31 protein-coding genes are annotated in these 25447 nt (G+C 69.4%); 16 read left to right on the top strand and 15 right to left on the bottom strand.

The annotated features are described in order from the left end of the window. Positions 1–5: 5 nt before the first annotated feature. The 4 genes from G6N31_RS10725 to G6N31_RS10710 all read right to left on the bottom strand — a co-directional run bounded on the left by G6N31_RS10725 (position 6) and on the right by G6N31_RS10710 (position 2857). Positions 6–668 (bottom strand): response regulator transcription factor, encoded by a 663-nt coding sequence (locus tag G6N31_RS10725; protein WP_098001925.1) that lies wholly within the window; start codon positions 666–668, stop codon positions 6–8. A gap of 161 nt (positions 669–829) precedes the next feature. Continuing rightward, entirely contained in the window at positions 830–1705 is an 876-nt protein-coding gene (locus tag G6N31_RS10720; protein WP_098001924.1) for an SAM-dependent methyltransferase, read from the bottom strand. Positions 1706–1709: 4 nt separating this feature from the next. Continuing rightward, positions 1710–2531, bottom strand: coding sequence for a mycofactocin-coupled SDR family oxidoreductase (locus tag G6N31_RS10715; RefSeq protein WP_098001923.1), 822 nt, complete (start codon positions 2529–2531; stop codon positions 1710–1712). A gap of 11 nt (positions 2532–2542) precedes the next feature. After that, positions 2543–2857, bottom strand: a complete 315-nt coding sequence (locus tag G6N31_RS10710; RefSeq protein ID WP_098001922.1) for a putative quinol monooxygenase — start codon at positions 2855–2857, stop codon at positions 2543–2545. Positions 2858–3039: 182 nt separating this feature from the next. Between G6N31_RS10710 and G6N31_RS10705 the strand changes: the two genes are divergently transcribed. After that, complete coding sequence (locus G6N31_RS10705) at positions 3040–5592, top strand: FtsK/SpoIIIE family DNA translocase (RefSeq protein ID WP_163722134.1); 2553 nt, start codon at positions 3040–3042, stop codon at positions 5590–5592. Between the two features lie 20 nt (positions 5593–5612). On the opposite strand, the gene G6N31_RS10700 is transcribed toward G6N31_RS10705, so the two are convergent. Then, positions 5613–6134 (bottom strand): amino-acid N-acetyltransferase, encoded by a 522-nt coding sequence (locus tag G6N31_RS10700; RefSeq protein WP_098001920.1) that lies wholly within the window; start codon positions 6132–6134, stop codon positions 5613–5615. Positions 6135–6176: 42 nt separating this feature from the next. Between G6N31_RS10700 and pgsA the strand changes: the two genes are divergently transcribed. The 5 genes from pgsA to pspM all read left to right on the top strand — a co-directional run bounded on the left by pgsA (position 6177) and on the right by pspM (position 9449). Further along, positions 6177–6773: a CDP-diacylglycerol--glycerol-3-phosphate 3-phosphatidyltransferase gene (pgsA, locus tag G6N31_RS10695; RefSeq protein ID WP_098002047.1), complete on the top strand. Its 597-nt coding sequence runs from the start codon at positions 6177–6179 to the stop codon at positions 6771–6773. Then, entirely contained in the window at positions 6751–7239 is a 489-nt protein-coding gene (locus tag G6N31_RS10690) for a CinA family protein (protein WP_098002046.1), read from the top strand. Before pgsA ends, G6N31_RS10690 begins: the two co-directional genes overlap by 23 nt. Before the next feature lie 90 nt (positions 7240–7329). Then, on the top strand, positions 7330–7665 hold the full coding sequence (gene clgR / locus G6N31_RS10685; RefSeq protein ID WP_098001919.1) for a transcriptional regulator ClgR: 336 nt from the start codon (positions 7330–7332) through the stop codon (positions 7663–7665). A 113-nt stretch (positions 7666–7778) separates the two neighbouring features. After that, positions 7779–8612 (top strand): phage shock protein PspA, encoded by an 834-nt coding sequence (gene pspA / locus G6N31_RS10680; RefSeq protein WP_098001918.1) that lies wholly within the window; start codon positions 7779–7781, stop codon positions 8610–8612. Positions 8613–8630: 18 nt separating this feature from the next. After that, the gene (pspM, locus tag G6N31_RS10675) at positions 8631–9449 is read left to right on the top strand and encodes a phage shock envelope stress response protein PspM (RefSeq protein WP_098001917.1); all 819 of its coding nucleotides are present in this window, start codon (positions 8631–8633) and stop codon (positions 9447–9449) included. Positions 9450–9458: 9 nt separating this feature from the next. Here pspM and G6N31_RS10670 read toward each other — a convergent pair whose 3' ends face one another. Next, the gene (locus tag G6N31_RS10670; protein WP_098001916.1) at positions 9459–9929 is read right to left on the bottom strand and encodes a limonene-1,2-epoxide hydrolase family protein; all 471 of its coding nucleotides are present in this window, start codon (positions 9927–9929) and stop codon (positions 9459–9461) included. Between the two features lie 43 nt (positions 9930–9972). Between G6N31_RS10670 and G6N31_RS10665 the strand changes: the two genes are divergently transcribed. Together G6N31_RS10665 and G6N31_RS10660 are read left to right on the top strand one after the other, a co-directional pair. Then, a complete protein-coding gene (locus G6N31_RS10665; RefSeq protein ID WP_098001915.1) occupies positions 9973–11145 on the top strand; it encodes a glycosyltransferase in 1173 nt (390 codons plus the stop codon). 10 nt (positions 11146–11155) lie between these two features. Continuing rightward, on the top strand, positions 11156–11350 hold the full coding sequence (locus G6N31_RS10660) for a DUF3046 domain-containing protein (protein WP_098001914.1): 195 nt from the start codon (positions 11156–11158) through the stop codon (positions 11348–11350). A 6-nt stretch (positions 11351–11356) separates the two neighbouring features. On the opposite strand, the gene G6N31_RS10655 is transcribed toward G6N31_RS10660, so the two are convergent. Next, positions 11357–12031: a winged helix-turn-helix transcriptional regulator gene (locus G6N31_RS10655; RefSeq protein ID WP_098001913.1), complete on the bottom strand. Its 675-nt coding sequence runs from the start codon at positions 12029–12031 to the stop codon at positions 11357–11359. Positions 12032–12181: 150 nt separating this feature from the next. Between G6N31_RS10655 and G6N31_RS10650 the strand changes: the two genes are divergently transcribed. Both G6N31_RS10650 and G6N31_RS10645 read left to right on the top strand, forming a co-directional pair. Continuing rightward, positions 12182–13033, top strand: a complete 852-nt coding sequence (locus tag G6N31_RS10650) for a class I SAM-dependent methyltransferase (protein WP_098002045.1) — start codon at positions 12182–12184, stop codon at positions 13031–13033. Next, positions 13020–13490: a hypothetical protein gene (locus tag G6N31_RS10645; protein ID WP_133117654.1), complete on the top strand. Its 471-nt coding sequence runs from the start codon at positions 13020–13022 to the stop codon at positions 13488–13490. Before G6N31_RS10650 ends, G6N31_RS10645 begins: the two co-directional genes overlap by 14 nt. Positions 13491–13495: 5 nt before the next feature. Here the strand turns inward: G6N31_RS10645 and G6N31_RS10640 are convergent, their stop codons facing one another. Beyond that, the gene (locus G6N31_RS10640; RefSeq protein ID WP_098001911.1) at positions 13496–14395 is read right to left on the bottom strand and encodes an alpha/beta hydrolase; all 900 of its coding nucleotides are present in this window, start codon (positions 14393–14395) and stop codon (positions 13496–13498) included. A 172-nt stretch (positions 14396–14567) separates the two neighbouring features. Here G6N31_RS10640 and recA point away from each other — a divergent pair, with 172 nt between their 5' ends. Together recA and recX are read left to right on the top strand one after the other, a co-directional pair. Next, positions 14568–15614 carry a recombinase RecA gene (gene recA, locus G6N31_RS10635; protein WP_098001910.1) on the top strand — a complete coding sequence of 349 codons (1047 nt, stop codon included), beginning with the start codon at positions 14568–14570 and terminating at the stop codon, positions 15612–15614. After that, positions 15583–16140 carry a recombination regulator RecX gene (recX, locus tag G6N31_RS10630; protein WP_098001909.1) on the top strand — a complete coding sequence of 186 codons (558 nt, stop codon included), beginning with the start codon at positions 15583–15585 and terminating at the stop codon, positions 16138–16140. The genes recA and recX overlap by 32 nt, the downstream gene beginning before the upstream one ends. Positions 16141–16148: 8 nt before the next feature. Here the strand turns inward: recX and G6N31_RS10625 are convergent, their stop codons facing one another. Genes G6N31_RS10625 through G6N31_RS10600 form a run of 6 tightly spaced genes read right to left on the bottom strand, consistent with a single transcriptional unit; the run spans position 16149 to position 20005 of the window. Further along, the gene (locus tag G6N31_RS10625) at positions 16149–16418 is read right to left on the bottom strand and encodes a hypothetical protein (RefSeq protein WP_098001908.1); all 270 of its coding nucleotides are present in this window, start codon (positions 16416–16418) and stop codon (positions 16149–16151) included. Then, the gene (locus tag G6N31_RS10620; protein ID WP_098001907.1) at positions 16415–16807 is read right to left on the bottom strand and encodes a DUF1622 domain-containing protein; all 393 of its coding nucleotides are present in this window, start codon (positions 16805–16807) and stop codon (positions 16415–16417) included. The genes G6N31_RS10625 and G6N31_RS10620 overlap by 4 nt, the downstream gene beginning before the upstream one ends. Before the next feature lie 22 nt (positions 16808–16829). After that, positions 16830–17714, bottom strand: coding sequence for an amino acid ABC transporter permease (locus tag G6N31_RS10615; protein ID WP_098001906.1), 885 nt, complete (start codon positions 17712–17714; stop codon positions 16830–16832). Continuing rightward, positions 17714–18394 carry an amino acid ABC transporter permease gene (locus G6N31_RS10610; protein WP_098001905.1) on the bottom strand — a complete coding sequence of 227 codons (681 nt, stop codon included), beginning with the start codon at positions 18392–18394 and terminating at the stop codon, positions 17714–17716. The genes G6N31_RS10615 and G6N31_RS10610 overlap by 1 nt, the downstream gene beginning before the upstream one ends. Before the next feature lie 21 nt (positions 18395–18415). Continuing rightward, positions 18416–19237, bottom strand: coding sequence for a glutamate ABC transporter substrate-binding protein (locus G6N31_RS10605; protein WP_098001904.1), 822 nt, complete (start codon positions 19235–19237; stop codon positions 18416–18418). A gap of 39 nt (positions 19238–19276) precedes the next feature. After that, a complete protein-coding gene (locus G6N31_RS10600) occupies positions 19277–20005 on the bottom strand; it encodes an amino acid ABC transporter ATP-binding protein (RefSeq protein WP_098002044.1) in 729 nt (242 codons plus the stop codon). A 140-nt stretch (positions 20006–20145) separates the two neighbouring features. On the opposite strand from G6N31_RS10600, the gene miaB reads away from it, so the two are divergent. Together miaB and G6N31_RS10590 are read left to right on the top strand one after the other, a co-directional pair. After that, positions 20146–21690, top strand: coding sequence for a tRNA (N6-isopentenyl adenosine(37)-C2)-methylthiotransferase MiaB (gene miaB, locus G6N31_RS10595; RefSeq protein ID WP_098001903.1), 1545 nt, complete (start codon positions 20146–20148; stop codon positions 21688–21690). Next, on the top strand, positions 21678–22289 hold the full coding sequence (locus G6N31_RS10590) for an Rv2732c family membrane protein (RefSeq protein ID WP_098001902.1): 612 nt from the start codon (positions 21678–21680) through the stop codon (positions 22287–22289). The genes miaB and G6N31_RS10590 overlap by 13 nt, the downstream gene beginning before the upstream one ends. A 13-nt stretch (positions 22290–22302) precedes the next feature. Here G6N31_RS10590 and G6N31_RS10585 read toward each other — a convergent pair whose 3' ends face one another. Then, positions 22303–23697 (bottom strand): DUF349 domain-containing protein, encoded by a 1395-nt coding sequence (locus G6N31_RS10585; protein ID WP_098001901.1) that lies wholly within the window; start codon positions 23695–23697, stop codon positions 22303–22305. A 161-nt stretch (positions 23698–23858) separates the two neighbouring features. On the opposite strand from G6N31_RS10585, the gene G6N31_RS10580 reads away from it, so the two are divergent. Continuing rightward, a complete protein-coding gene (locus G6N31_RS10580) occupies positions 23859–24734 on the top strand; it encodes a DMT family transporter (protein WP_098001900.1) in 876 nt (291 codons plus the stop codon). Between the two features lie 22 nt (positions 24735–24756). Beyond that, positions 24757–25446 carry a class III extradiol ring-cleavage dioxygenase family protein gene (locus G6N31_RS10575; protein ID WP_098001899.1) on the top strand — a complete coding sequence of 230 codons (690 nt, stop codon included), beginning with the start codon at positions 24757–24759 and terminating at the stop codon, positions 25444–25446. The last annotated feature ends 1 nt before the right edge of the window (position 25447 follow it).

The following is a 25447-nucleotide window of genomic DNA, read 5'->3' as shown; positions in this document are numbered from 1 at the left end:
CGGCCTCACACCGCTTCGAGGCGGTAACCGAGGCCGCGCAGCGTCACGAACCGGTGGGCGCCGAGCTTGCGCCGCAGATACCGCACATACACGTCGACGACATTGGAGCCGGCCTCCTGGTTGTGCCCCCACACCAGGCGGAGCAGCTGCTCCCGGGTCAGCACCTGGCCGGGGTGGCGCAGGAAGGTCTCGGCCAGCGCGCACTCCCGCGCCGACAGATCGACGACGTAGTCGCCCACATGCGCGCGCCGGGTGCGCAGGTCCAGCCGCAACGTGCCGTACTTGAGCTCGGTGACGGGCCGCGGCCGGGCCGCGGCGAGGTGACGGCGCACCCGGGAGAGCAGTTCCTCGAAGCGGAACGGCTTGCCGAGGCAGTCGTCGGCGCCGCTGGCCATGCTGGCGGCGACGTCGGCCCGGCTGGTGCGCGACGACAGCATGATGACCGGGATCGAGCTGCCTTCCTGACGCAAGCGCCGCAACACGGTCAGGCCGTCCATCTTCGGCAGCCCGATGTCGAGGACCAACAGATCGACTTTGCCGCGGCGCGCCGAACTGTAGGCCGACGGGCCGTCGGCCACCACGGTCGCCGAGTGGCCGTGCGCCTGCAGGCCCCTCTTGACGAACGACGAGATCCGGGGCTCGTCTTCGGCGATCAAAATGGCAGCCATGGTTCCGTGCCCTCGCCCAGTGCGCCCATGACGTAACCCCCGGTGGACGGCGTGCTCGCAAAACCTGATCGTGCCGAGTGTGTCGTGGATCACCCGGCCGCCGATCCCAGCCTACGATATTGACGCGAGCGTTCACGCCGAACGACGGTCACCGGTCGCCGTCAGCGCTCCGCGAGCACGGTCCACTCGATCGCGGACGCGCTCAGCGTGCGGCCGGTGGGCCGGATATAGGTGTCGCGGTAGTAGCTGGGACCGACCTGCTCGCTGAGCCGCCATCCGTACTCGGCCAGCATGTCACCGACCTCTTCGGGCACCAGGCCCGACTTCCAGAGCTCGGTGCGCTGACGGAAGCGGCGGTAGAGCGCCTCCGCACCGTAGCGGTTCGTGCCGTCGATGAAGTCCTGGCGGACATAGGAGAACGCCAGCCGGCTGCCGGGCGCCAACGGGCGCAGCGCGTCGAGCGTCGCGGCCACCGCCTCGGCGCTGAGGTATTGCGTCACGCCCTCCCAGATGACGAAAGCGCGCTGGTCAGGTCGGTAGCCGTGCGACGTCAGCGCGCTTATCAGGTCGTCGTTCTCGAAATCGAGGCCCAGCAGGTGTATCGACGCGGGCACCGCACCGGTCACCCGGCGCAGCACCGTCGCCTTGTGTTCCATGACCTCGGGTCGGTCCACTTCGAAGACCGGCAGATCACCGTGGCGGGCGATGCGGCACCCGCGGGTGTCCAGGCCCGCGCCGAGCACGATCACGGCATCGGTCTCGTTGAGCGGATCCGACAGCCGCTCATCGATGAAACGTTTGCGGCACGCGATACTGGTGGCCACTCCCGGGGCCGCACGCTCCGAGGCCGACCGCACCGCGCGCCGCAGCCACCCGGCGCGCGCCAGCCGCACCAGCATCCGGGCCCGGCCGGGAAGAAACGATTCGGCCAAGTCGTCATCGACCAGGCGCCGGGCCGGCGGCTCGTGGTGCTCGATGGCCGCCAGCGTCATGGGCCCCACTGCCGTGCGCGCCGCCGCGTCTCGCGATCCGGTCATCGACTCACAGTTTGTTCACGAAACCCGCGTCGACCGGCAAGGTGACCCCGGTGACGTAGCGTGCGGCATCGGAGACCAGCCAGAACACCGCGTTGGCGATGTCCTCGACCTCCAGCGCCTGCACCGGGAGCGCGTTGCTCATGTCCGGCCCGCCGAGTTGCTGCTCCTGCGCCGCGCCTTCGAGCCAGGACCGGGTGAACTCGTTGTCGATCATCGGGGTGTTGACCCCGGCCGGGTGCACGGAGTTCACCCGAATGCTGTGCGAGGCCAGGAAGTTGGCATAGACCCGCATCAGCCCGACGATGCCGTGCTTGGCGGCGACGTAACCGACCGAGCCGGCCACCGGGGAACCCAGACCGACCAGGCCGGCCACCGAACTGGTCAGCACGATCGCACCACCGTTGCCGAACTTCATCATCGGCTTCATCGCCACATCGACGGTGTGGTAGACCCCGGTGAGGTTAACGTCGAGCACGTCCTGCCAGGCGTCGGACGCGGCCATCGGCGCGATGCCGGCGTTGGCGACCACGATGTCGAGGCGGTCGCCGAGCTTGGCCGTGCCGTCGCGCACCACGTCCTTGACCGCGTCGCGATCACGGACGTCGGCCTGGTGGGCGACGATGCGCGCGCCGGTGTCCTCGACCAGCTTGACCGTCTCGGCCAGGTCGTCGGGGGTGGCCAGCGGATAGGGCACCGAGTCGATCTGCGCGCACAGGTCCAGCGCGATGATGTCGGCGCCCTCGGAGGCCAACTTCACCGCATGCGCCCGACCCTGACCTCGGGCCGCGCCCGTGATGAACGCGACCTTGCCTGAGAGCTCACCCATGGATGCAGAGACTACGGCCGCAACTGGCCCTTGGCGGGGTCGCCGGCCACCACCGGCTGCAGCATCTTGATATCGGGTGCGCCGTCGAGGTGCTCACCGACGGTGCCGAACAGCGTGGCGATCGCAGGCGCGGTGCTGTGCGCTTGCAGCGCGTCGGCATCGGCCCACTGCTCGACGAAGACGAACGTGCCGTCGGCCTCGTGCAGCGCGTAGAGCTGGCAGCCGGGCTCGCTGTGCACGGCCTCGATGGCCTGCGTGCAGGCGTCCCGGACGATGTCGACGGATTCGGGTTTGGCCTTCATGGAGGCGACGACGACGACGGGCATGGCGGCTCCTCATTGAGCTAGAGCGGATGGGGGAGAGGCAGTGAACGTGAGTGAACAGATCACACCGTACTGTCTGCTCCCGACAGCGCGGCGAGGGTGTCGTTCCGACACCGGCTCGACACCGATTTGTGACTACTGAGGCTGATGGTGCATCTGAGGTAGTTGCGACTAGGCTGACGGGCATGGCTAGTAAGACCACGGCCCGCTCACCTGCCCGTTCGACCAGGTCAAAGGCCGGTTCAGGAGGCAGGGGCCGGGAACGCCGTCCGGCGCGACCGGCCGCGTCGCGCCGTAAGCCGCCGCGTCGCAACCCGTCGGTGGTCTCGGCGGCCGGCACGGCCGTCGGCCGCGGTGTCCGCGCCGGCTGGCTGATGCTGGCGCGCGGAGCGGGGAGCACCGCGCGCTCAGTGGGCCGGGCGCGCGACTTGGAGCCCGCCCACCGGCGCGACGGGCTGGCCCTGGCGATGCTGGGGCTGGCCGTGGTGATTGCCGCCAGTTCCTGGTACGACGCCGCCGGTCCGGTGGGCGCGTGGATCGACTCGTCGATCCGGGTGCTGATCGGCTCGGCGGTGGTGCTGGTCCCGGTCCTGCTCGCGGCGCTCGGGATTGTGTTGATGCGCTCCGAACCCGATCCCGACACCCGCCCGCGCCTGATCCTGGGCGCCACGATGATCGCGCTGCCGGTACTGGGGTTGTGGCACCTGTGGGCCGGCTCGCCGATGGAACCTGGAGCGCGCCGCGACGCCGCGGGGTTCGTCGGATTCGCCATCGGCGGTCCGCTGTCCGACGGCGTCACCGCGTGGATCGCCGCGCCGCTGCTGTTCATGGCCGCCGTCTTCGGACTGCTGCTGCTGACCGGCACCACCATCCGCGAGGTGCCCGAGACATTGCGGGACATGTTCAGCACGCGTTGGCGCGGTGATTACGACGACCACGACGACTACGACTACGACGAGAGCGATGACCACCACGCCGGTGATCTCGACTCGGCGAGCGGGGGCGTCGACGACTTCTCGGACGGCTACTACGACGCCGACCCCCGTGACGCCGCCCAGGCGTGGCCGTCGGCGTCTCAGCCGACCGAGCCCCTGATCGCGCCGGCGGGATCGCCGATGGACAACTACCCGCTCGACGAGGACGTCCCCGCGGTCAGCGAGCCTCCGGCGCCGCGCACGCGCAAGAAGGCCCGCAAGGAACCCGATCTCACCCTCGACCGCGTCGTCGAGGGCCCCTACACCCTGCCGTCACTGGACCTGTTGATCGCCGGTGAGCCGCCCAAGCGACTCACCTCGGCCAACCAGCAGATGACCGACAGCATCACCTCGGTGCTGCAGCAGTTCAAGGTGGACGCCGCCGTGACCGGCTGCACCCGCGGCCCGACGGTCACCCGCTACGAGGTCGAGCTGGGACCCGGCGTCAAGGTGGAGAAGATCACCGCGCTGCACCGCAACATCGCCTACGCGGTGGCCACCGAGAGCGTGCGCATGCTGGCGCCGATCCCGGGCAAGTCCGCGGTCGGTATCGAGGTGCCCAACACCGACCGGGAGATGGTGCGGTTGGCCGACGTGCTGACTGCGCCGGGGACCCGGCGCGACCACCACCCGCTGGTGATCGGGCTGGGCAAGGACATCGAGGGCGACTTCATCTCGGCCAACCTCGCCAAGATGCCGCACCTGCTGGTGGCGGGTTCGACCGGCTCTGGCAAATCCAGCTTCGTGAACTCGATGCTGGTGTCGCTGCTGGCCCGCGCCACACCCGAAGAGGTCAGGATGATCCTGATCGACCCGAAGATGGTCGAACTGACCCCCTACGAGGGCATCCCGCACCTGATCACGCCGATCATCACCGAGCCCAAGAAGGCCGCCGCCGCGCTGGCCTGGCTGGTCGAGGAGATGGAGCAGCGCTACCAGGACATGCAGGCCTCGCGGGTGCGGCACATCGACGTGTTCAACGAGAAGGTGCGCAGCGGGGAAATCACCGCGCCGCTGGGCAGCAACCGCGAATACAAGCCCTACCCGTACATCCTGGCGATCGTCGACGAGCTCGCCGATCTGATGATGACCGCGCCGCGCGACGTCGAGGACGCCATCGTGCGGATCACCCAGAAGGCGCGGGCGGCGGGCATCCACCTGGTGCTGGCCACCCAGCGCCCGTCGGTGGACGTGGTGACCGGTCTGATCAAGACGAACGTGCCGTCGCGGCTGGCGTTCGCGACGTCGTCGCTGACCGACAGCCGCGTCATCCTCGACCAGCCCGGCGCCGAGAAGCTGATCGGAATGGGCGACGGGCTGTTCCTGCCGATGGGGGCGGGCAAGCCGATCCGCCTGCAGGGCGCGTTCATCACCGACGAGGAGATCCAGGCGGTCGTCAACGCGACCAAGGATCAGGCCGAGCCCGAGTTCGTCGAGGGGGTGACCGCGGTCAAGGCCGGCGAACGCAAGGACGTCGACCCCGACATCGGCGACGACATGGATGTGTTCCTGCAAGCCGTCGAGCTGGTGGTGTCGAGCCAGTTCGGGTCCACCTCGATGCTGCAGCGCAAACTGCGCGTCGGCTTCGCCAAGGCGGGCCGGCTGATGGATCTGATGGAGACCCGCGGGATCGTCGGGCCGTCGGAGGGATCCAAGGCGCGCGAGGTGCTGGTCAAGCCCGACGAATTGGCGGGCACGCTGGCGCTGATCCGCGGCGGCTCAGACGCATCGGGCGCCGCAGCGGAGGACGAACCCGACTTCTGACGCGATGCGCCCCGCCGGCGTCAGAGGGTGAGCAGCATCCGGGTGTTGCCCAGGATGTTGGGTTTGACATAGGAGAGGTCGAGGAACTCGGCGACGCCGGTGTCATAGGAGCGGCACATCTCCTCGTAGACCTCTGCGGTCACCGGTGTGCCGTCGATCTCGACGAAGCCGTGGCGAGTGAAGAACTCCACCTCGAAGGTCAGCACGAAGATGCGTCGCAGGTGCAGTTCGGTCGCCACCGCCAGCAGCTGTTCGACGATCGCGTGGCCCACCCCGCGGCCGCGTGCCTTCGGGTGCACGGCGACGGTGCGTACCTCGCCGAGGTCGGACCAGAGCACGTGCAGCGCGCCGCAACCGATCACCTCGCCGGCGTCCTCGGCGACCCAGAACTCCTGGACGGACTCATACAGCGTCACCAGGTTTTTCTCGAGCAGGATCTTGCCGGCATAGATGTCGACGAGGGCTTTGACGGCGGGCACATCGGTGGTGCGGGCGCGGCGCACGACGACACCGTCGGCTGTTGCGTCCCCAGCTACGCTCACACACCGAAGGGTATCGGTATCGGCAACCAGTATTCTGTGTCGGTGCCGGGCCAACCACATACCGATCCGGTGGTCCCTCGCGCTCGGGTGGCGAACCTCGCCAACGCGCTGACCGGTGTACGGTTCGTGCTCGTTCCGGTCTTCCTGCTCGCGTTGTTCGCCGGTGATGGTCATGAAACAGCCTGGCGGGTAACCGCATTCGTCGTTTTCGTCACTGCCGTGGTCACCGACCACCTCGACGGCGCGCTGGCGCGCAGCTACGGCATGGTCACCGAGTTCGGCGCGCTGGCCGACCCGCTGGCCGACAAGGCGCTCATCGGCGCCGCACTGATCGGGCTGTCGATGCTCGGCGACCTGCCCTGGTGGGTGACCGCAGTGATTCTGGTCCGGGAACTCGGGGTGACCGCGCTGCGCTTCGTCGTGCTGCGCCGCGGGGTCATCCCGGCCAGCCGCGGCGGCAAGCTCAAGACCCTGGTGCAGGCGGTGGCGATCGGGCTGTTCGTGCTGCCCCTGTCCGGTGCCTGGCTGACCGGCGCCTGGGTGATCATGCTGGTGGCGGTCGTACTGACCGTGCTCACCGGCGTGGACTATTTCGTCTCTGCTCGGCGGGATGCGCGTGGACGATCCGCTGGTCACTGACGACGCGCGCGCCCTGGTCGCCGATCTGACGGTTCGCCGGCAGACCGTCGCGACGGCCGAATCTCTGACCGCCGGGCTGCTGTCGGCGACGCTGGCCGGAGTGCCGGGCGCCAGCGTGGTGCTGCGCGGCGGCCTCGTGACCTACACGGTCGAGACCAAGATCGCCCTGGCCGGGGTCCCCGCCAGCCTGCTCGACGAGGTCGGCCCCGTCGCGGAGCCGACCGCACGGGCCCTGGCCGTCGGCGCGATGCAGCGCTGCGGCGCGACCTGGGGTGTCGGCCTGACCGGCGTGGCCGGGCCCGAACCGCACGGCGGACATCCGGTCGGCACCGTCTACCTCGGCGTGGCGGGCCCGGTGGAGACCACCGTGGAGCACCTGCGGCTGCACGGCAGCCGCTGGGACATCCGGGTGGCGGCCGCGCAGGCCGCGATCCGGATGCTGCGCGCAGCGCTGGCAGAACGCTGACGCGTACCGGGAACCATCACCGCACCGCCGCGCGTTGGGATTCTTGAGGCACGAGAACCCCCCGTCGGATCCACAGACAAGGAGTGCGCGATGACTTCACTGCTGCGCGAGGTGATCGGCGACGTGCTGCGGCGCGCCCGAGTGGAACAGGGCCGCACGCTGCGCGAGGTGTCCGATACCGCGCGGGTCAGCCTCGGTTATCTGTCTGAGGTCGAGCGCGGGCGAAAGGAAGCGTCGAGCGAGTTGCTCGGCGCCATCTGCGGCGCGTTGGAGGTGCCCCTGTCGCGGGTGCTGACCGAGGCCGGTGACGAGATGGCGCTCGAGGAGTCGCGCGTCGCCCTGACCCGCGAGGATGCCGGCGCGGCCCACATCGACGCCGCCACCAAGGTCGTCATCCCGCACGAGGTGACCATGGCGGTGGCCTGACCCGGCAACCCGCAGCCGACAGGGGTGCGACGAGCTGTGTGGAGCAGATAAGTTGGGGTCAGTGCACGTGCTCAGCCCAGCGGGCAGTCCGACTACGAAGGCGGAATGAACTCATGGCCAATCCGTTCGTCAAGGCGTGGAAGTACCTCATGGCGCTGTTCAGCTCCAAGGTCGACGAATACGCCGATCCGAAGGTGCAGATCCAGCAGGCCATCGAAGAAGCGCAGCGCCAGCATCAGGCGCTGACCCAGCAGGCGGCCCAGGTGATCGGCAATCAACGTCAGCTGGAGATGCGGCTGAACCGTCAGCTTGCCGACATCGAGAAGTTGCAGGCCAACGTGCGGCAGGCGCTGACGCTGGCTGATCAGGCCGTCGCGGCCGGTGACGCCAACAAGGCCACCGAGTACAACAACGCCGCCGAGGCGTTCGCCGCGCAGCTGGTCACCGGTGAGCAGAGCGTCGAAGACCTCAAGACGCTGCATGACCAGGCGCTGCAGGCCGCTTCGCAGGCCAAGAAGGCCGTCGAGCAGAACGCGATGGTGCTGCAGCAGAAGATCGCCGAGCGCACGAAGCTGCTCAGCCAGCTCGAGCAGGCGAAGATGCAGGAACAGGTCAGTGCGTCATTGCGCTCGATGACCGAGATCGCCGCGCCCGGCAACACCCCCAGCCTCGACGAGATCCGCGACAAGATCGAGCGGCGGTACGCCAACGCGATGGGTTCGGCCGAGCTGGCGCAGAACTCGGTACAGGGCCGCATGATGGAGGTCCAGCAGGCCAGCGTGCAGATGGCCGGGCATTCCCGGCTGGAGCAGATCCGGGCGTCGATGCGCGGCGAGCAGCTGCCCTCCGGCGGCACCACGGCCCCCGGCCAGGCCGCCCCCAGTCAGACGCCGGCCACCCCGGCCGCCCCTCCGAATCCGGCACCGGAAAATCCGTTGTCGCAGTAACCCGCACAGGACCGAACAGTGGCTACACACGCCGGCAAACGCCATCCGGGACGCTCGCTGACCCAGCGCGGAATCGACACCGCGGCGGAGTGGTCGGGCCTGCTGGCCGACAAGCTCAACGCCGTGGCCGACCCACGCGCCAAGCTGCTGCGCAAACGCCGTTGGGCACTGCGGTTGGGCGTGTTCTTCGCGCTGTCGTCGGTGTTCTGGATCGGCGTCACCGCTCTGTTGGCGTCCTGGAGCACCCCGGTATGGGCGCTGTTCATCCCGTCGCCGATCGCGGTCGGCGCCGCGTTCCTGGCCACCCTGGCCCTGCTGCGCTATCGGTTTCTGCGTGGCGAACCGCTACCGCCGGCACGCACGAACGCCGCGCGCCGGCTGCCGCCCTGGGGTTCAGCGGCCCGCCAGCCTATGATGTCGCTCGCCGAATCGCAGCGGGGGTTGTACTCGCTGCTCGGCGTGCTCGAACGGGGCCGGATGCTGCCCGCTGACGAGCTGTGGGAGATCCGGGCGGCGGCCGAACAGACCGCGGCGACGATGGCCGCCACGGCTTCGGAGGTGGCCTCGATGGAGCGCACGGTCAAGGCCACCCCGCAGTCGCGTCCGCACCTGGCCCCGACGATCGCCGCGTTCGCCGCGCAACTGGACCGCGGCGCCCGCCAGTACACCGAGATGGTCTCTGCCGCTGCCCAATTGGTCTCGGCGACCAACTCCGGGGCATTGTCCAGCTCGCCGATGTCGCAGCGCCGCTACCGCGAACAACTCACCTCGGCCACCGACCGGTTGAGCGGCTGGGCGCAGGCCTTCGACGAGCTGGGCCGGCTCCGCGGCGCGTAACCCCGCGTTCTAGAAGGTGGGGCGCAGCGACGGGAAGACCGTTGCCGCGAGCGCCCGCAGCGGCGCCTTGACCAAGCAGTCGACGAGGTCGAAATAGTCTCGCCACAGCGTGATCTGGCCGTCGTGCACCTCGAACCGCCCGCACACCCAGAACTGCAGCCGCAGGGGACCGAACACGATGGCGTCGGTGCGTTCGGTCAACACCGTCTCACCCTCGGCGGCGATGCTGTGGAACTTCACCGCGAACCCCATGCGCCCTTCGGAGCGGCGCAGCAGTTTCATGATCCGGACGCGTCCGCGCAGCGACGGCAGGCCGACGTTCTGCCACAGCAGATCCGGCGCCGCCAGCGACTCGAACGTGTCGAGATCCGAGTCGGCGAGCGCGAACAAAAACGATTGGACGATGTCGGCGTTGTCGGATACCGCCACCGACGCAGCGGAGGGAGCCGGTGCGGGCGGATGGGAAGCCTGGTCGGTCATATCGCGTCAGCCTAGTGCCGCGGGCTGTGGCAGGGTAGCCCGCATGCGTGTAGCCGTGGTGGCGGGTCCCGACCCCGGACACGCGTTTCCGGCCCTGGCGCTGTGTGTGAAGTTCGCCGGCGCCGGGGACACTCCGACCCTGCTCACCGGCACTCGCTGGCTGGACCTCGCGCACGAGCACGGCGTCGATGCGGTGGAGCTGGCCGGCCTGGACCCGACCGCAGTCGACGACGACGCCGACGCCGGGGCCAAGATCCATCAGCGCGCAGCCCGGATGGCGCAGCTGAACCGGCAGGCCGTCGCCGACCTGCGTCCCGACCTGGTGGTGTCGGACTCGATCACGGTGTGCGGGGGACTGACCGCTGACCTGCTCGGAGTGCCCTGGGTCGAGTTGAACACCCATCCGCTGTACCGGCCGTCGAAAGGGTTGCCGCCGATCGGCAGTGGGCTGGCGCCGGGCAGGGGAGTGCGGGGCCGGTTACGCGACGCGGTGCTGCGGACGCTCAGCGCCCGCTCATGGCGCAAAGGACTGCGCCAGCGCGCCGAGGCGCGCGTGCAGATCGGGCTGCCGGCCCATGACCCAGGGCCGCTGCGCCGCCTGATCGCGACGTTGCCGGCGCTGGAGGTGCCGCGCCCGGACTGGCCCGCCGAGGCGGTGGTGGTCGGTCCGCTGCACTTCGAGCCGACCACCTCGGTGCTCGAGCTGCCGGCCGGTGAGGGACCGGTGGTGGTGGTGGCGCCGTCGACGGCCACCACCGGGGCCGGCGGGCTCGCCGAGTTGGCGTTGCGGACGCTGGTGCCGGGTCGGGTGTTGCCGGCCGGGTCGCGGGTGGTGGTCTCGCAGCTGGACGGGCTGGACGGCGAGGTGCCGTCATGGGCGGTGGTCGGTCTGGGCCGGCAGGACGAACTGCTGGCGGTGGCGGACCTGCTGATCTGTGGCGGTGGTCACGGCACGGTGGCCAAGGCGCTGCTTGCCGGGGTGCCGATGGTGGTGGTGCCCGGCGGCGGCGACCAGTGGGAGATCGCCAATCGTGTTGTGCGGCAAGGAAGTGCTGAACTCGTCAGGCCCTTGAGCGCCGATGCGCTGGCCGGTGCCGCGCGCAAGGTGCTGGGATCGCCGCGCTATCGGGCCGCCGCGCGCCGGGCCGGCGCGACGGTGGCCGAGGTCGCTGATCCGGTACGGGTGTGCCATGACGCCCTGCGCGGCACAGCGTAGTTTCGGGGCTGTGCGGCTGACGGAATTCCACGAACTGGTGGAGGGGCAGTTCGGCGCTATGCGGGCGTCGTCGATACTGGTCGACCACGTGCTCACCGACCTCGGCGGGCGGACGGCGGCGCAGGCGATCGAGGACGGAGTCGAACCCCGGCAGGTCTGGCGGGCGCTGTGCGCGGACTTCGACGTCCCGCGTGCGCAGTGGTGAGGACGGTCACGCGGGTCGCGGTACGGCCGCCAGCGTCGATTGACCGATCCACGTCGGCAACGCCCGCCGCACCTCGGTCGGCGCGTTGATCGTCACGGCCCCCTCGCGCAAGGCCTCGGACCAGGACACGTCGCCGCGCCAGATCTCGGTCAGCGTGCGCAAGCTCGTCGCGACGGTGGCCGTGGTGTCGAACCCCGGGTCGAAGTCGCAGACATCGGCCTGCCCGTCGGCGACGACGAGCCACCACGACGATGCCTTCGGGGGCGTTCCGGTCAATCTGAAATTCAGGACCGTGCGCGCCCGGGGCCACTCGTCGACCGGCACGGTGCGGCGCATGTCCCACAGCAGCAGGTGCGGATCGAGGTCGCGGTCACCGAGTTCGCCGATCCAGCGGACGCCCCACGCGCCCAGTGCATCCACCACATCGGCGAGCTCACGGCCGCACTCGGTCAGCGAGTAGGAGCTCCGGCCGCCGACGTCCCTGCGCTCGACGACGCCGGCACGCGTCAGCGTCTGCAGCCGCTTCGACAGCAAGGCAGGCGACATCTTCGGTACCCCGCGGCGAAGATCGTTGAAATGTCTACTGCCCAGGAGGAGTTCGCGCACCACCAGCATAGTCCAGCGTTCGTCGAGCAACTCCATGGCCTTGGCCACCGGACAGAACTGCTGATACGAGGACACCGCGGCGCTCCTTCCCGAGTCCTATTACACCGCTGAGCAGCCGATTTGACCAGTACACATGCAGAACTGCCGGCGGTACACATCTGTGACTGGATGGCAGCGCCCGGCGCGGAGGACCGTGTCTTGCAGCGCACCGCAAAGGAGAACGACATGAGCAGTGACACCGCCACCATCGACACCACGCTGGCCGCCAAGCACCGCGCGGTGTGGGCATCGGGTGACTATCCGGCGATCGCCGCCGACCTCGTCGCACCGCTGGGACCCCTCCTGGTGGAGGCGACCGGTATCGGACCCGGCGATCGGGTCCTCGACGTCGCCGCCGGAACCGGCAACGTGGCCATCCCGGCGGCGCAGACCGGAGCGTCCGTCGTGGCCAGCGACCTGACACCCGAACTGCTGGCGGCCGGTCAGCGGATCGCCGCCGACCGGGGCGTGGTCCTGGACTGGCGACAAGCCAACGCCGAAGAACTGCCGTTCGCGGACAACGAGTTCGACGTCGTAACCTCCGCCATCGGCGTGATGTTCGCGCCGCACCACCAGGCGGCGGCCGACGAACTCCTGCGGGTCTGCCGACCGGGCGGCCGCGTCGGACTCCTCAGCTGGACGCCGGAAGGGCTGGTCGGGCAGATGTTCGCGGCCATGAAGCCGTTCGTTGCCCAGCCGCCACCGGGCGTGCAGCCACCGCCGCTGTGGGGACGGGAGGACCATGTCCGTGAGCTGTTCGCCGGCCGGGTGCACGGCTTCGCCGCCCGCCGGGGAACGCTGGATGTCGACCGGTTCCGCAGCGGCGCCGCCTTCCGCGACTACTTCAAGAGCACCTACGGGCCGACGATCTCGGCCTACCGCGCCATCGCCGGCGACCCGGACCGGGTCGCCGCGCTGGACACCGCACTCGCCGAGCTCGGCGACCGGTTCCTGACCCGGCCGTCGGTGATGGCGTGGGAATACCTGATCATCACGGCCGTCAAATCCGAGCCCGGGACACGGCATGACCGTTCCTGAGTCGACGACGCCCCGGCGACGTGGACGCGCCCGGCACACCGTGTTCGGTGCGGCGGCAATCGCTGTGATACTGGGCGGGCTCGCGCAGCCGGCGATCGCGAATGCGCTGTGGGACATCGGGAAGTACGACTCCTGTCAGCGGGTGGCGGACGAGCTGCTTTCGCGCGGCAAAGCGTCCCCCGCGGAACATCTCGCCGACAGCTTGGTCTGCTGCGCGGAATCGGGCGGGGAGTGGAGCGCGGCCGCCGAGAAGTGCACGGCGCCTCCGCTGACCGGTCCGCCGGCGCAAAGCCCGGTCATCCAGGCGCCCGGGACCGGCACCGCGACGCAGAGTTCACCGGTCGGCGAGGCCCAGACGCCCGGGACGGGCGGGATGCCGCCGGCTCCGGTGGCACCGCAGCCGGCGGCCGACGCCCACCCGGCGCCTGCCTGCCGGTGGGGGATCTGCGGCCTCTGACCGGGTCACGACGGGCCGTCCGCGAGCTGCGGACCGAGCACACGGCGCAGGAATGCGACCTGGTCGGCCTTGGCGCGGGGGTCGTGGTAGATGTCGAAATGACCGTACGGGTAGCGGCGCAGTTGGCCGTGCGGCGCCCGGTGGACCGCCGTCACCGAGGGGCCCGGCGGGGTGACGACGTCCTCGTCGCAGACGCACAGCAACACCGGCATGTGGAGTTTCGCGGTTTTGCGTCCGGGGCGGTAGAACGGGAACCGGAGCATCAGGCGGGCGGCGAACTCATTGCGCCACAGGGAATTCGGCCCAAGAATCGCTTCGAATCCGACCTTGGCGTCGGGGGAGGTCATGGCGGCGACGGTGCCGGGTGCGCCGACGGCGGCCACGGTGCGGGGCGGCCGGCCGCGCCAGGCGCCGGCCTGGTCGCGCACGGCCGCGGCGAGGATGCGCGGGACGGTTCGCAGCGGTACCTCGCGCAGGCTGGCGACGGCGTCGGTGAACGGCGCCTGGGCGATGACCGCCGCGATCCGCGGATCCTGGGCCGCCACGGCGAGCACGTGCCCGCCGCTGAACGACGAACCCCACACCACGATCCGGTCCGGGTCGATGCCGTCGAGCCGGCGGGCCCACGCGATCACCGCGTGATAGTCGCGGTGCTGCTCGGCGATGTCGAGCAGTTGGCGCGGCTCGCCGGATGACGCGCCGAAGCACCGGTAGTCGAACAGCACGACGGCGCAGCCGGCCTCGCAGAATGCCTCGGCGTACTCGGCCAGCCCGTCGTCGCGGGTGCCGGTGAAGCCGTGCGCCATCACCACGCATGGCACGTCACCGCCGCTGACCTGCGGGCGGTACAGATAGGCGGCGATCTGCTCCCCGTGGGCGGGGATGCGGAGGTCTTGCCGGGTCATGCGGGAAAAGGTAGTCCGTCGGCGTGTCCACTTGTATCGAACACCTGTTCGTCTACTGTGGGTGGAGTTCGACCCATTGACTTGTCAGCCCGAACTTGTCGTAGCCCTGATCTAGCGTCGCGGCCAACCGACCGAGAACCGGTCAACAACGACTACCGGAAGAGGTATCACCATGGCACCACAGGCCCCTGATCGCGAGAAGGCCCTCGAGCTGGCGCTCGCGCAGATCGACAAGAACTTCGGCAAGGGCTCGGTGATGCGGCTCGGCGAAGAGGTGCGCCAGCCGATCTCGGTCATCCCCACCGGTTCGATCGCCCTCGACGTCGCTCTCGGTATCGGCGGGCTGCCGCGCGGCCGCGTCATCGAGATCTACGGCCCGGAGTCGTCGGGTAAGACCACCGTCGCGCTGCACGCGGTCGCCAACGCCCAGGCCGCGGGCGGCATCGCGGCGTTCATCGACGCCGAGCACGCGCTGGACCCGGAGTACGCCAAGAAGTTGGGTGTCGACACCGACGCGCTGCTGGTCTCCCAACCCGACACCGGTGAGCAGGCGCTCGAGATCGCCGACATGCTGATCCGCTCCGGCGCGCTCGACATCCTGGTCATCGATTCGGTGGCCGCACTCGTGCCGCGCGCCGAGATCGAAGGCGAGATGGGCGACAGCCACGTCGGCCTGCAGGCCCGCCTGATGAGCCAGGCGCTGCGCAAGATGACCGGCGCGCTGAGCAACTCGGGCACCACGGCGATCTTCATCAACCAGCTGCGCGAAAAAATCGGAGTGATGTTCGGCTCGCCCGAAACGACCACCGGTGGAAAGGCATTGAAGTTCTATGCCTCGGTGCGCATGGACGTACGCCGGATCGAGACCCTCAAGGACGGCACCGACGCCGTCGGCAACCGCACCCGCGTCAAGATCGTCAAGAACAAGGTGTCGCCGCCGTTCAAGCAGGCCGAGTTCGACATCCTCTACGGCCGGGGCATCAGCCGGGAAGGATCCCTCATCGACATGGGTGTCGAGCACGGCTTCATCCGCAAGTCCGGCTCGTGGTTCACCTACGAAGGGGAGCAGTTGGGGCAGGGCAAGGAGAACGCCCGCAACTTCCTGCTCGAGAACGTCGACGTGGCCAACGAGATCGAGAAGAAGATCAAAGAAAAGCTCGGTATCGGTGCCGTCGTGACGGACAACGATGACGTCCTTCCCGCTCCCGTCGACTTCTAGTGGCACGGGCTCGCCGGACGACCCCGTCCGGCGAGCCGAGCAGGCGCGGGCCGTGTGTCTGCGCCTGCTCACCGCCCGGGCGCGCACGAGAGCCGAATTGGAAGCGCAGCTGGCCAAACGCGGCTATCCCGACGACATCAGCACACCGGTTTTGGACCGGCTGACCGACGTCGGGCTGATCGACGACGAGGACTTCGCCGAGCAGTGGGTCCGGTCCCGGCGCGCCAATGCCGGAAAGGGTAAGCGCGCGCTGGCTGCCGAACTGCGCAACAAAGGCGTCGACGGCGAGGTCATCGACGCGGCACTGGCCGACATCGATGCCGGCGCCGAACGGGTCCGTGCCGAGCAGCTGGTCCGCGACAAATTGCGGCGCGAGAAACTCGGCGATCCGCAGGACCGTGATGCTCAGAACAAGGTCACACGCCGGCTGGTCGGGATGCTGGCCCGACGCGGCTACAGCCAGTCGCTCGCTGTGGACGTAGTGACGTCGGAGTTGGCGAACGAAAGGGAGCGACGCCGGGTCTGACGGGGGACCTAGCCGGACGTCCCGGTGGCCCGCGAGGCCGCCGTCATATCGGCGGTGAGACGGCCGGCCAGCAGATGCCGCAGCCCGATCAGAGCGGCCACACCGAGCAGCGCCGCCCACGACAGATCGGCGGTGAGGTGCAGCAGACCTGCCGCGGTGAAGAAGTCGAGCATCACGCGCAGTGCCAGAGTCGGCCGCAGGAACGTCGCCCATGCTGCCAGGGCCAGCAGGATGCCGGCCATCACCAGGCACCAGGCTGCGGCGTCGACCGGGCTCACGGCGCCCGCGACCTCCGCGCGGCTTCGATCTCGCGCTGCTCCTGAGCGATCTCCCGGTTGAGGAAGTAGTTCAGCAGCGTCCGGATCGCGGCGATCGCCGCGAGCTTGCCGATCTCCTCGAAGGACGGCGAGATCGCCGTGCGCAGCACGTCGGCGGCCAACTGGAATTCCAGCCCCAGCACCAGGAACCGGGCCAGCGTCAGCCGCACCGAGGAGAACGCCGCGATGTCGCGCCGTACCAACGCCACGGCGAATTTGACGGTGGCCACGACCGCGCCCACCATGATGACGACCGCGCCGCAGCCCTCGATGAGCCGGACCATCAGATCCACCATGCTGCGCAGCGCGGACTCCGACAGCAGCTCGAAGGCCAGTGTCGACTCCGTCATCGGTCTGCGTCGACCATGTCGATCAGGTGCCTCTGCTCTGGTCCCCGGCGGCTTCCATCGCCGCTTCGGCCGTGGGGTCCTCCCGACCCTTGCGGGACTGCCGGAGCCGGCGTTCGAGCCAGGTGGCAAACCACGACAAGGTGAAGTTCAGGCTGATCATCAGGAGCGCGATGACCATCAGTGCCGGGATGTAGTTGCCATAGGCCGAGCCGACCGCAGTGCCCTGACGCACCATCTCCACAAAGGTGATCTGGTAGCCGATTGCGGTGTCCTTGAGCACCACGACCAGCTGTGAGATCAACACCGGCAGCATCGAGGTGACCGCCTGCGGCAACAGGATCGCGCGCATCGTCTGTCCCCAGGTCAGGCCCAGCGCCGAGGCGGCCTCGGTCTGGCCGCGGGGCAGGGCCTTCACGCCGGCGCGCACGATCTCGGCGATCACCGCGCCGTTGTACAGCGTCAAGCCGGTGATCACGCCGGCAAGTGCCAACTGCCCGGACGGGAACACCGCGTAGAACGCGTAGAGGAAGTAGGCGAAGATCATCATGATCAGCACCGGCACGGCGCGGAAGAACTCGACGATCACCCCACACGGCCACCTGATGGCGGTGTGCGCCGACAAGCGCCCCACCCCGAGGACGAACCCGAGGATCAGCGCCAGCACGATCGACACCGCGGCCGCGGTCAGCGTGCCCTTCACGCCCGGAAGTACGTAGGTGGTCCACAGATTCGACGTCAGGAACGGCTCCCACTTGGCCGCGGTGAGTTGTCCGCGTTCCTGCAGTTTGCCGATCACCACCCAGGCCGCCAGCAGGACCACGACCACCGTGGCCGCCGAGATAAGCCGGTTGCGGACCCGCGCGCGGGGACCCGGGGCGTCGAACAGAACCGAGGATCCGGCGCTCACTACCGCACCACCGCCAATCTCTTGCCCAGCCAGCCGAAGAACAACCCTGTCGGCAGGGTGAGGATGACGAACCCGAGGGCGAAGATGCCGCCGACGACCATCACCGCCGCGGTGTCCTCGATCATCTCCTTCATCAGCAACGCCGCCTCGAAGACACCGATCGCCGAGGCGATGGTGGTGTTCTTCGTCAGTGCGATCAGCACCGAACCCAGCGGAATGATCACCGCGCGAAAGGCCTGCGGCAGCAGCACGATTCGCAGGTTCTGCGAGAAGGTCAACCCCAGCGACCGGGCCGCCTCGGCCTGACCCAGCGGCACCGTGTTGACTCCCGAGCGCACGGTCTCGCACACGAAAGCCGCGGTATAGACGGTCAAACCGAGGGCGGCCAGACGAAAGTTGCTGTCCTCGATGAACGTCGGGGACTGCCGGCCCGCCAGCGTGATGCCCAGCGTCTGGGACAACCCCAACGAGCAGAAGATGATGATCAGCGTCAACGGGGTGTTGCGCACGACGTTGACGTAGCTGGTGCCCAGCCAGTTCATCATCGGCACCGGTGAGAGCCGCATCGCCGCCAGCACCGTGCCCAGGATCAGCGCACCGACGCCGGAGAACACCGTCAGCTGAATCGTCGTCCAGAACGCCTCGAAGATCTGGTCCCGATACTCGCTGAAAATCTCCACGGGGCGCGCCTGTCTACCTGTCTAGTTGTCCAGCGGCGGCGGGCTGGGCGCGGTGATGCCGGCCGGGCCGAGGTTCTTGTCGAAGGCCTCTTTCCACGCACCGCTCTCCTGCATCTTGAGCAGCGCGTCGTTGATCTGGCTGCGCAGTTCGCTGTTGCCCTTCTCCAGGCCGATTCCGTAGCGCTCTTCGGAGAACTGCTCGCCGACGATCTTGAAGGCGCCGGGGTCTTGCGCGGCGTACCCGGCGAGAATGACCTCGTCGGTGGTGACGGCATCGACGGCCCCGTTCTTGAGGGCTTCGATGCACGCCGAATAGGTGTCGTACTGCTGCAGCTGCACCGCGTCGTACTCGTCCTTGATCTTCTGCGCCGGGGTCGAACCCGACACCGAGCACAGGATCTTGTTGTTCTGCAGGTCGGCGGGGCCGTTGATGTCATTGCTGTCCGAGCGCACCAGCAGACTCTGCCCGGTGATCAGGTAGGGGCCGGCGAAGTCCACCTTCTCCTTACGGGAGTCGGTGATCGAATACGTCGCGGCGATGAACTCCACCTGCCCGTTCTGGATCAGCGTCTCGCGCTGTGCCGACGGAGCTTCCTTCCACTCGATCTGCTCCGGTGTGTAGCCGAGTTCACCGGCGACATAGGTCGCGACGTCGACGTCGAATCCGCTCATCGTGCCGTCGGGATTGCGCATGCCCAGACCGGGCTGGTCGAACTTGGTGCCGATGACGATGCCGTCACCGCCACCGCCACCGCCACCGCCGCACGCGGTGGCGGCGAGAGGGAGTGCGGCGGCCAAGGCGACAGCGCCGAGGACACGCTTGGACAGCGAGGTCGAGAACATGACGGTGGTTTCCTTTCAGAGGCTCTGCGGATGGTCGGATCAGTGGTGAAGAATCTTGCCCAGGAATTCCTTGGCTCGGTCGGATCGCGGGTTGTCGAAGAACTCGACGGGCGGGGCGTCCTCGACGATCGCCCCGTCGGACATGAACACCACCCGGTTGGCGGCGCGACGGGCGAATCCCATCTCGTGGGTGACCACCACCATCGTCATGCCCTCACCGGCCAGCGACGCCATCACCGCCAATACCTCGTTGATCATCTCGGGGTCCAGCGCGCTGGTCGGTTCATCGAACAGCATCACCTTGGGGTTCATCGCCAGCGACCGGGCGATGGCGACGCGCTGCTGCTGCCCGCCGGAGAGCTGAGCGGGGTACTTGTCGGCCTGATTGGCCACGCCGACGCGGTCGAGCAGGGCCATCGCCTTCTCGCGGGCCGCCGCCTTCGACAGCTTGCGCACCTTCATCGGTGCCAGCGTGACGTTGTCCACGATCGTCTTGTGGGCGAACAAGTTGAACGACTGGAAGACCATCCCGACGTCGGACCGCAGCTGCGCCAGCCGGCGGCCCTCTTCCGGCAGCACCTCGCCGTCGATGGTGATGGTGCCCGAATCGATGGGCTCCAACCGGTTGATGGTGCGGCACAAGGTGGACTTGCCTGACCCGGACGGCCCCAGAACGACAACGACTTGGCCCTTGCCGACCTCGAGGTTGATGTCGCGGAGGACGTGGAGATCGCCGAAGTGCTTGTTGACCGCCTTCATCGAGATCATCGGCACATCAGGGGACTCCCTGGGGCTGTCCATGCGTGATGACCTTACCCAGGGAACGCCCAGCGTGCCGGGAACTGAGCAATCCGCGCAGATCACCCGGCCAAACCACGCGTTTCGGCCCGGATCGGCACGTCCGTAGGATGGGGCCGGTGACTTCCATGGTGACGCAGCAGACGTACGGGGCCGACCCCGCGCGCGACACGCGCACCTTCCAGGTCAGAACCTACGGCTGTCAGATGAACGTGCACGACTCCGAACGGCTTGCGGGCCTGTTGGAGGCGGCCGGTTACCGTCGCGCCGATGACGGCGCCGACGCCGACGTCGTGGTGTTCAACACCTGCGCGGTGCGGGAGAACGCTGACAACAAGTTGTACGGGAACCTCAGCCATCTGGCTCCGCGCAAGCAATCCGACCCGCGGATGCAGATCGCGGTCGGCGGGTGTCTTGCGCAGAAGGACCGGGACGCGGTCCTGAAGAAAGCGCCGTGGGTCGACGTGGTGTTCGGCACGCACAACATCGGCTCACTGCCCGCGTTGCTCGAACGCGCCCGGCACAATCGCGTCGCGCAGGTCGAAATCGCCGAGGCATTGCGGGAATTCCCGTCTGCGCTTCCTGCCAGTCGCGAATCATCTTATGCCGCCTGGGTTTCCATTTCGGTCGGCTGCAACAACACCTGTACGTTCTGCATCGTCCCGTCGTTGCGCGGTAAAGAGGTGGACCGCCGTCCGACCGATGTGCTGGCCGAGGTGCGGTCGCTCGTCGAGCAGGGGGTGTTGGAGGTCACCCTCCTGGGCCAGAACGTCAACGCCTACGGCGTCTCCTTCGCCGACGGGGATCAGCCGCGGGACCGGGGTGCGTTCGCGAAACTGCTGCGCGCCTGTGGCGACATCGACGGCCTCGAACGGCTGCGGTTCACCTCGCCGCATCCGGCGGAGTTCACCGATGACGTGATCGAGGCGATGGCCGATACGCCGAATGTGTGCCCGACCCTGCACATGCCGCTGCAGTCGGGCTCGGACCGCATCCTGCGGGCCATGCGGCGGTCCTACCGCGCCGACCGCTTCCTGGGCATCATCGACCGAGTGCGGGCGGCGATTCCGCACGCCGCCATCACCACCGACCTGATCGTCGGGTTTCCCGGCGAGACCGAAGCCGACTTCCAGGCGACACTCGACGTGGTGGCCGCGGCGCGATTCGCGAGCGCGTTCACCTTCCAATACTCGAAGCGGCCCGGCACCCCCGCGGCCGAGCTCGACGATCAGATCCCCAAATCCGTTGTCAGCGAACGTTATCAACGATTGATCGCACTACAGGAGAAGATCTCGCTGGACGAGAACGAGGCCCAGGTGGGCCGCACCGTGGAAGTGCTGGTCGCCACCGGGGAAGGCCGTAAGGACGCCAGCACCGCCCGGCTGTCCGGCCGCGCCCGAGACGGCAGGCTGGTGCACTTCGCGCCCGACGACCTGCGCGAGCAGATCCGGCCGGGCGACATCCTCACCACCACCGTCACCGGCGCCGCACCGCACCATCTGATCGCCGACGCCGGCGTCCTCAGCCACCGGCGCACCCGGGCAGGGGACGCGCACGCCGCCGGGCAGCGGCCGCGTACCGGCGTCGGTCTGGGTATGCCGGGAATCGGAGCGCCCGCACCGGCGGAGCCGGCGGCACCGGGGTGTGGGCTGTGAGCACCCCGAACGAACACGACGACTTCGAGTCCTACAAGGGCGACATCGAAGACGTCGAGCGCCGGGTCGCCGGGGAGTTCGACGCCGGCATCCGGGCGTTGGTCGTCGCGGTGCTGGTGTTCATCGTGTTGCTGTCGTTCCTGCTTCCGCACACCGGTGGGGCCAGGGGCTTCGACGTCCTGGCCTTCACCGAGGCGGCTGACCGCGAGGGCGTTGCGCTGCCCTCGCGGGTGTTCGCCGTCCTGGCCATCGTGTTCTCGGTCGGGTTCTCGATCCTCGCGCTGCTCACCCGCCGCTGGGCGGTGGCCTGGGTGGCGCTGGCGGGGTCGGCGGTGGCGTGTGTGATCGGGATGCTGGCCGTGTGGTCACGCCAGACCGCCGCCGAGCCGTATCCGGGGCCCGGCATCGGGCTCGTGATCGGCTGGCTGGCGGTGATTCTGCTGACCTTCCACTGGGCCCGCGTGGTGTGGACGCGGACCGCGCTGCAGATGGCCGCCGAAGAAGAGCGTCGCCAACGGGCGCGCGAAAACCAGGGCAAAGGGCTGCTGGATCTGGGCAAGGACGACCGTCCCGAGGATCCGGACCGGCCGGCCGGCTGATCCGGGCGGTCCGTCAGTTGCGTCGCTTACCCAGCGCCTCGACGGCGGCCTCGGCCCACTGACGCCACTGCTGGGCGCTCGCGCGCGCCTCCTCGGCGTCTTTCGTCCGGCCCGCGGCGTCGGCTTTGGCGGCCTGGCGTTCGAACTGCTCGGCACGGGCGCGGAACTGGTCGGCACGCGCCTGCGCCTCCGGGTCCACACCGCCGGTGGGGGCGTCGCGGATCTTCTTCTCCACGGCGCGCAGCCGGCGCTCGAGGTCGGCGGCGCGTTCGCGCGGCACCTTACCGATCGCATCCCACTTGTCGCCGATGGTGCGCAACGCGGCGCGCGCCGCGTCCAGGTCGGAGCTGTCGATCTTCTCGGCCTCGGCCAGCAGCGCCTCCTTGGCTGCGGCGTTGGCGCGGAACTCGGCGTCGCGTTCGGCTGACGCGGCGTTGCGGGCGGAGAAGAACGTGTCCTGGGCGGCCTTGAACCGCTGCCAGAGTGCATCGTCGACATCCTTGGCGGCGCGGCCGGCGGCCTTCCACTCGGCCAGCAGCTCCCGGAACAGCGCCGAGGTGGGCCCCCACTCGGTGGAGTCGCACAGCTCCTCAGCGCGCACGCACAGCGCCTCCTTGGCCTGCTTGGCGCCGGCGCGCTCCCGGTCGAGTTCGGCGAAATGCGATCCGCGCCGCCGGTTGAAGGTGTCGCGGGCCGCCGAATAGCGCTTCCACAGCGCGTCGTCGGTCTTGCGGTCCAGCCCGGTGATCGTCTTCCACTCGTCGAGGATCGCGCGCAGCCGGTCACCGGCGGCCTTCCACTGCGTGGAGTTGGCACCCAGCTCCTCGGCCTCGGCGGCCAGCGCCTCCTTGCGGGCGGTCTGGGCGGCGCGCTGCTCTTCGCGGCGCGCCTTCTCCTGCGCGCTGGCATGGTCGGCCCGTTCGACGATGTCGGCCAGCCGCGCCGCCAGTGCGTCGACATCGCCGAGCACGTGCGCGTCGGGCAGGCTCTCGGCCAGCGCCTTGGCCGCCGACCGGATCTTGCGGGCATCCCCGGACCCCGAGTCCAGACGGTTTTCCAGCAGCACCACCTCGGTGTGCAGGTCGTCGAAACGGCGGCCGAAGTGCGCGAACGCGGCCTCCGGGTCGCCGGCCTGCCACGACCCGATGCTGCGTTCACCTGCGGCGGTGATCAGCCACACGGTGCCGTCGGGATCGACGCGGCCGAAGCGGTGCGGGTCGCTGGACGGGACGGTGACCACCGGTGCCTTGGCCGCGGCAGGCCGCGGCATGGGCTTGGCGGCAGGCCGCGGGATGGGCCTGGCGGTGGGTCGCGGGATGGGCCTGGCGGCGGGCGGCGGGATGGGCTCGGCGTGCTGGTCGGCCTGCTGGTCGCCTTCGTGTGCTCCGCCCGGTTCGGTGGTCGTCATCTCCGTCACCTCATGCCCTTTCGCGCGATATCGCGCACGTGCCGCGCAGCGCGGCGCCCTACAGCCGTTCGTCCGCTATTGAAACAGGTACTCCGGCACTGCGCCCACGGCTTCGGCAGGCCCGCTCTCTAGGCTTCGGTGCGACAACCGGGAGGAGGCCGATGGCCACGGCCGATATCGCAGCGCTGCTCGCGCTCGCCGCCGCGTTCTTCGTCGCCGTCGGAGACGTCATCCACCAGAGGTCCGCGCAACAGGTCACCGACGAACCGGTCGGCCACGTGGCGCTGTTCGCCCAGCTCCTGCGTGACCGGCGCTGGTGGGTCGGCAGCGCGGTCGCCGCAGGAGGCTTCGCGTTGCAGGCCGCGGCGCTGGGGCTGGGGTCGGTGCTGCTGGTACAGGCGTTGCTGGTCACCTCGCTGCTGTTCGCGCTGCCTCTGCACGCCCGGCTCGACGACCGCCGGGTGTCGCGCTGGGAATGGGCGTGGGCCGCACTGCTGGCCGCCGCCGTGGGCGTGGTGGTGACGGTGGGCAATCCCACCGCCGGCCAGACGCGGGCGTCGGTGGAGGCCTGGCTGGAAGTGGCGGCGGTGCTGGGCCCGGTGCTGGTCCTGTGCCTGCTCGGGGCTCGGTGCGCGTCGGGGCCGGTCAGCGCGGTGCTGCTGGGGGTGGCCGCCGGAGCGCTGTGGGGGGTGTTCGCGGTGCTGACCAAAACGGTGGTGCACCGGCTCGATGTGACCAGCTGGGACGGGGTGGCCACGCTGCTGGCCACGCCCGAGCTCTACGCGTGGGTGCTGGTGGCCGTCGGCGGCACCATCCTGCAGCAGGCGGCGTTCCGGGCCGGCGCGCTGACCGCCTCGCTGCCGGCGATGACGATCACCGAGCCGATCGTGGCGTGCGGGCTGGGGGTCGCGGTGCTCTCCGAAACGTTGCGTCCCGGCGAGGCGGGCTGGTTCACGCTGGTCGTGGCGGTGGCCGTGATGGTCGTGGCGACCACCGCGTTGGCCCGCGGGGAGGCCGCCACCCACCAGCCGGCATGAACGGCTGCGGTTAACTGGTGACGTGCTGAGCGCCATCGCGATCGTCCCGTCGGCACCGGTCATGGTCGCCGAGCTGGCCGGAGCGGCCGCCGCGGAGACCGCCGACCTGCGGGATGCTGCGACTGCCGCCGCGGCGACGCTGGGCCGGCGCTGGATCGCGGTCGGCGCCGGCGAGGGCGACGGAGGGTACGGTCCGGCATCGCGCGGCACGTTCGCCGGGTACGGCGTGGACCTCCCGGTTGCCCTGTCACCGGCTCCGGTGGGTGGTGCGCCGACACCCCTGCCGCTGTGTGCGCTGATCGCCGGGTGGCTGCGCGGTGTGGCGGTTCCCGACGCCGAGGTCGAGGCCCACGTGCTGCGTGCCGATCAGGAGTGTGACGCCGCGCGCCGGCACGGGCAGGCGCTCCGCGCCGACCTCGACGGCCATCCCGAACCTGTCGGTGTACTGGTGGTCGCCGACGGCGCGAACACCCTCACACCCGCTGCGCCGGGCGGTCACGACCCGGATTCGATCTCGGTGCAGGCGGCCCTGGACGACGCGCTGGCCGCCGGCGACACGGCGGCGCTGCTGCGGCTGCCGAGCTCGATCGTCGGCCGGGTCGCCTACCAGGCACTGGCCGGGCTGGCCGGGCCCGGGCCCGCGTCGGTGCGGGAGCTGTACCGCGGCGCGCCGTACGGCGTCGGCTATTTCGTCGGTGTCTGGACCCCGTGAC

The organism is Mycolicibacterium duvalii (genome assembly GCF_010726645.1).
In the GTDB taxonomy this organism is placed as follows: domain Bacteria; phylum Actinomycetota; class Actinomycetes; order Mycobacteriales; family Mycobacteriaceae; genus Mycobacterium; species Mycobacterium duvalii.
Note: the sequence above shows the minus strand (reverse complement) of the source record. Positions and strands in the feature narration are given on the sequence as shown.